The sequence below is a fragment of the Bartonella sp. CR84HXZ genome (genome assembly GCF_042194535.1).
Taxonomy (GTDB): domain Bacteria; phylum Pseudomonadota; class Alphaproteobacteria; order Rhizobiales; family Rhizobiaceae; genus Bartonella; species Bartonella grahamii.
The window spans coordinates 1-4,645 of record NZ_JBHIMY010000041.1 but is presented as its reverse complement, the minus strand read 5'-3'; the positions used below and the strand labels follow the sequence as shown (position 1 = coordinate 4,645).

Below are 4,645 nucleotides of genomic sequence, written 5' to 3'. Positions count from 1 at the left end.
TAGATGTCTTTTGCCATGTCAGAAGAATACGAAATTTGTTATGGTCATGCTTTAGGATTTCCTTGAATATGAAATGCATGGCAATCCCAATAGTTACAAGAAAAATATTGCCTATCACAATAAACAATATCATCGTTCCTATCGCATTTAATCCCATAGCTTCCACCGTCACGCCTGCGATCATTGCAGGGCGCGTGCAAGCAAGAAATAACGTATCTTCTGTTAGCTTGTCATGCTCTTTCATGGCTTTGAAAGGCTGGAGTTTAACTGGAAAACATTGCTGCGATTTGTGGTGCACCAAAGATAATGCCGATGCCAATACAAACAAAGAAAGCTTTACGCATTTCAACATAACCAGCAATCCATGCAATCCCAATACCAGCAACCGCAATGGTCGCGATTGATTTTGCAATTGGTCCTGTTAAAGCTTCAATTATTTTTTGAAGAGCACTTTCAATTTTTCCGAAGCCGCCTGCGGCAAATGCTGGTTCACTCAGTGCGATGAAGGCAATAAACAGCATCAATGCTGCTGTTAACCATTTCTTTTGTGTGTTGGGTAGAGTAGTTTTTGGTAAGATGTGTTCACAACTGAATGAATTATTCATGTTTTTCATGAAAAACCCCCTCGCTATTTTAAAGTTGAAAATTAAATTAATAGTTAAAATATTAATCTACCCTATAAAATGAAAAAACTATTTTTTCTACTATAAAATTAAAAATATTTAATCTTTTATTATTTAATGAACAAACATTGAATAATATTCAAAATGATATTTTAAAAATATCTTAGAGTATCGTTTAAATATATTGTCTTAATTTATATTATTATTTTTAAATACTTTTATTTCAGTCAAAATACTGAAAAACTTATGCAATATTATTTTTTTAAAGTACCAGAAAAGACAATAGAAAACCCTGCTTAAAAAGCACAAAGTGTTTTATGGTCGAGCAAATTTCAACAACCAGAAGATTGGCGAAGAGATCACGGGAGCTATAATTCCATTGACCATTATTGATAAAACGTTCTCTCAAGCGCTACTGAAAAATCAAGGCAATATTCCACTACGAACTTTATCAGAAAAAAGTTAATCATAATCTACACAGTCCTTAGTGGACAATTCTTGCAAAGAAAAATTATTGTGTTTAGAATTTATTTGCTCGTATAGGTTGTTTTCTACAGCGCTGTATAATAGCGTGTTTCCTTGGTTATATGTTATTTCGCTTTGCTGTTATTGTAGGTTGTATTAGGTCGTATTGCCATAAAAAACAGTTGTTTGAAAGCTTTACCATATTGAAAATCTTTTTTTTTTAATATAGCTTTGACCTTGACACGCTTTTTTCAAGCTATGAGTCGTTTCAAATAGAGGGAAATATAATGGCAAAAAAATAAAAACCCAACTGCGTTAACAGAAGGGTTTCTAAATACCTGTACGGTAAATTAAACTATCAAGTAATTTCCAATTTAATTTATCGTGATGCATTCTGCAAGAGAAATTTTGTGGAAAAAGGGTATTTTTAACATTTTTTTGCCTCCAATAGAGAGGTTTTAAAAATTATGGTTAAGAAAACATCTGGAAGAAAGATAAATGCACATCATATAGAATTTAGAAAATTAGCAGAAACTGCTGAGATTGGTTCTGTAAGCCGTGGTCAATTGATTGGATTGGCTAAAAACATGAAAAAAACTGGTTTAGTTAAAAAACCAGAAGGCGAACTTCTTCTTGAGTTACTGGATACAGCTTCAAGAGATTCATTTGAAAAAGGAGGAGTTCCTATTGTTTTCAAAAGCAATCAACAACTTGGTTATGACATTAGTCGTAGTGAAGGACGCATTAGTCGATTGCTTTCATCTCTCTATGATTGTGGTTTTATTGTTATGCGCGACTCTGGTAACTTTAAACGCTATCCTATACGTAACCATAGCGATGATATCGTAACAGCTTGCGGTATTGATTTACGTATTCTTGTTGCGCGATATCATGAACTTAAGCAAAAAGCAGACGAAGCTCTGGAATGTTATGATAAAAAGAATGAAGCTTTGCATTATTTTAGAGGATTGTTGCGTCAAATTAAAACCTGTTATACAGAAATGGAAGAAACTCCGTTTATCTCATTGCTTTTTTCTAGAATGCAAAAAATTCTTCATATTATTGGTCGACCAACAAAAGCATCTTTTGAAAAATTACAAAAGGCATCCCATCTTTTTGAATGGATTTTACAGCGTTTTTTTAAGCTAAAAACATTAAAAACGACATACAGATATGCCTCCAATGACATACACATAGAACATACAACCCCTAACTATAATTGTAATTGTAACAAAAATGAGTGTTCAGAGTTATCTGAACACACTCAAATCATTAATGTGACCTCCGGTCACGATAAAATGGCTTTTGAAAAAATAGAGAAAGGCAAAACCGAAACATCACTTCCTTCAAAAGGTAGTACATTGCCTCAAATTAAGCCGGAGATACTAGAAAAGGCTTTACCAAATGCCGTCTTGTTTTCTGAATGTAGTTTCCAAACAGAAAGCGATTTGATACATTCTATGTATCCTATGTACAGAATGATTAAAGTTTCAGAACATGCCGCTGAACAAGCTACAAAAATTATGGGACTTAAAAAAACAGCTCTAGCTATTGCTATCATTTTTGAAAAATATGCTAGAGGACTTGTAAAATCACCAGGGGGATATCTCCGCGGCATGATTGATAAAGAAACTCGAGGAGAATTATACCTAGAACGGTCACTCTATGCTTTGCTGAAGCAAGCTGATCAAGAAGAAATAAATAGTTTAAACTTAGAAAAAAATCAGAAAATAAAGCTAAACGAAGAAAAAAGCTCTTTGTTTGAGTTTGAACTCAATAAAACGTTAAAAAATCTAACAATGTCAAAATTTGCATAAAAAATCTTATTGAAGTGAAAAAAATAAATGGATAAAACAAAGAAAATAATAGGGCGACGGTTAACTGCACAACATCTAGAATATCAGAAAATAGCAGAGAATGTTGAATATAAAACAATAAGCCGCGATAGACTATATAGATTAGCTTCTAAATTACCCATGATTGATTTAATTTCTGATTCAGAAGCTGTTATTCTTACCAACTTATTAGCAATAATACCTGATAAAGAATTTAAAAAAGGTGGATTTCCTATCACTCTTAGAACAAATCAAGAAATTAGTTTTGGCTCTCTTAGTCCAGGTCGTATTAGTACAATTCTCTCGCGTTTGTATGATTGCGGATTGATTGTCATATGGGATTTTGGATATTATGGTCGCCGAAATATAAATGACATAGATTACTACGAACGCTATACTGCAACAATTAGAGCGATTGATTTACGTATTTTTATCATTCGGTACTATGAACTTAAGAAAAAAGTAGATAAAAAATTAAAACGTATTGCATACTAATATGGCATATTTTCAGTGTACGATACTAATATTGTGAGTTTGAAAATTACCTATCCAATATTATGAAAAATCTATATCGATAGCTTTTGCTTGCATTTGTTCGTAAAGTCTTTGAATTACTTTCATATTATCTTTTCGTGCTTCGTTGATTGATAATTCAATTGAGGTTGAAATGTATAATCCTGTATCTTCTAGCCATTTATAATGCCATACCATTGCTTTACGCCCCTCATCATAAGGCAATCCACCTTTTCGGTTTTTGGGTAAGCTGTGTGTTTTATTTATAAATTGGTATTGTACAGGATCACTAACAAGAGCTATATGGTTTTCAATGACATCTATATAAGCTAAAGCATTCTTAAAACTTTTTATCATCGTTTTGCTGTTACCGTACCGGATAAAATCATTTTCTGTTAAAGAGCGCTCACTACTGATGAGTAACGATATATCACCATTTTGTCCAATATCACGAAGATAATTGTACAAATCACTTCGCACATCATGTAATTTTTTTGCCTCCAATGTATTACTAAATTCTTGCATATATTTATGCTGTTGATCGAACAAATATTCTAGTTTATCTTGATATTTTTCATGCTTACTATCATTTGTATAGATTTCTGCTACTACTTCTTCTTCCACAGAAAAACCTTTCTTAATGAGATGTCTTCTTATGCTAACTTGGAAAAAGAATCCGGACAATAGGCAAAAAATATTTAATTATGTCATAAAAAGTGTTTTTTAAATAAGGTAATTGGAGTTTTTAAATTTGCATAAATAATAATTTATATACGAAATAAATATTTTAATTATTCATCTTTAGTGCCATTAATCCTTATTTTTAAAAGGCGTAAAGAAGGTTGAAAATGAGAAAAATTTTTGATTTTAAAAAAAGAGAAAGAGATAAATGATCAACTTATCCTAGCGGGGATAACTTTTTAGAACCTCTTCCTCCAAAAAAAGATATATACAAGATATTTTTATTTAGCAATTATTTTATTAGATCCTTTATCCTTTTTTAATGAGAGGCTATCTGCCTCTCAAACTCTCTGGAACGCTCACCAAAATCATGACATCAGATCCGCGTTTAATGAGAGGACTAACAAGTCTTGGTTCTTAGTGTCAAGGAAACCATTACATGGCGCCTAAAGGCGTCCTTGACAAAGAACCTAACGGCTTGTTTCGTCCATCTCACGCGGCTCCGAAATCATGATTAAAAGGGTGAGC

General features: G+C 32.4%; 5 protein-coding genes. 2 read left to right on the top strand and 3 right to left on the bottom strand.

All coding sequences use genetic code 11. The annotated features are described in order from the left end of the window. Both ACFIKD_RS08815 and ACFIKD_RS08810 read right to left on the bottom strand, forming a co-directional pair. Positions 1-244, bottom strand: a 244-nt coding sequence (locus ACFIKD_RS08815) for a type IV secretion system protein VirB3 (RefSeq protein ID WP_375641059.1), incomplete at its 3' end; no start/stop codon positions are given. Between the two features lie 19 nt (positions 245-263). After that, a complete protein-coding gene (locus ACFIKD_RS08810) occupies positions 264-614 on the bottom strand; it encodes a TrbC/VirB2 family protein (RefSeq protein ID WP_375647804.1) in 351 nt (116 codons plus the stop codon). A gap of 941 nt (positions 615-1,555) precedes the next feature. On the opposite strand from ACFIKD_RS08810, the gene repC reads away from it, so the two are divergent. Together repC and ACFIKD_RS08800 are read left to right on the top strand one after the other, a co-directional pair. Beyond that, positions 1,556-2,905 carry a replication initiation protein RepC gene (gene repC / locus ACFIKD_RS08805; RefSeq protein WP_375647803.1) on the top strand — a complete coding sequence of 450 codons (1,350 nt, stop codon included), beginning with the start codon at positions 1,556-1,558 and terminating at the stop codon, positions 2,903-2,905. A gap of 27 nt (positions 2,906-2,932) precedes the next feature. Further along, a complete protein-coding gene (locus ACFIKD_RS08800) occupies positions 2,933-3,418 on the top strand; it encodes a helix-turn-helix domain-containing protein (RefSeq protein ID WP_375647801.1) in 486 nt (161 codons plus the stop codon). Between the two features lie 60 nt (positions 3,419-3,478). Here the strand turns inward: ACFIKD_RS08800 and ACFIKD_RS08795 are convergent, their stop codons facing one another. Then, positions 3,479-4,060, bottom strand: coding sequence for a hypothetical protein (locus tag ACFIKD_RS08795; RefSeq protein ID WP_375647800.1), 582 nt, complete (start codon positions 4,058-4,060; stop codon positions 3,479-3,481). Positions 4,061-4,645 lie beyond the last annotated feature (585 nt).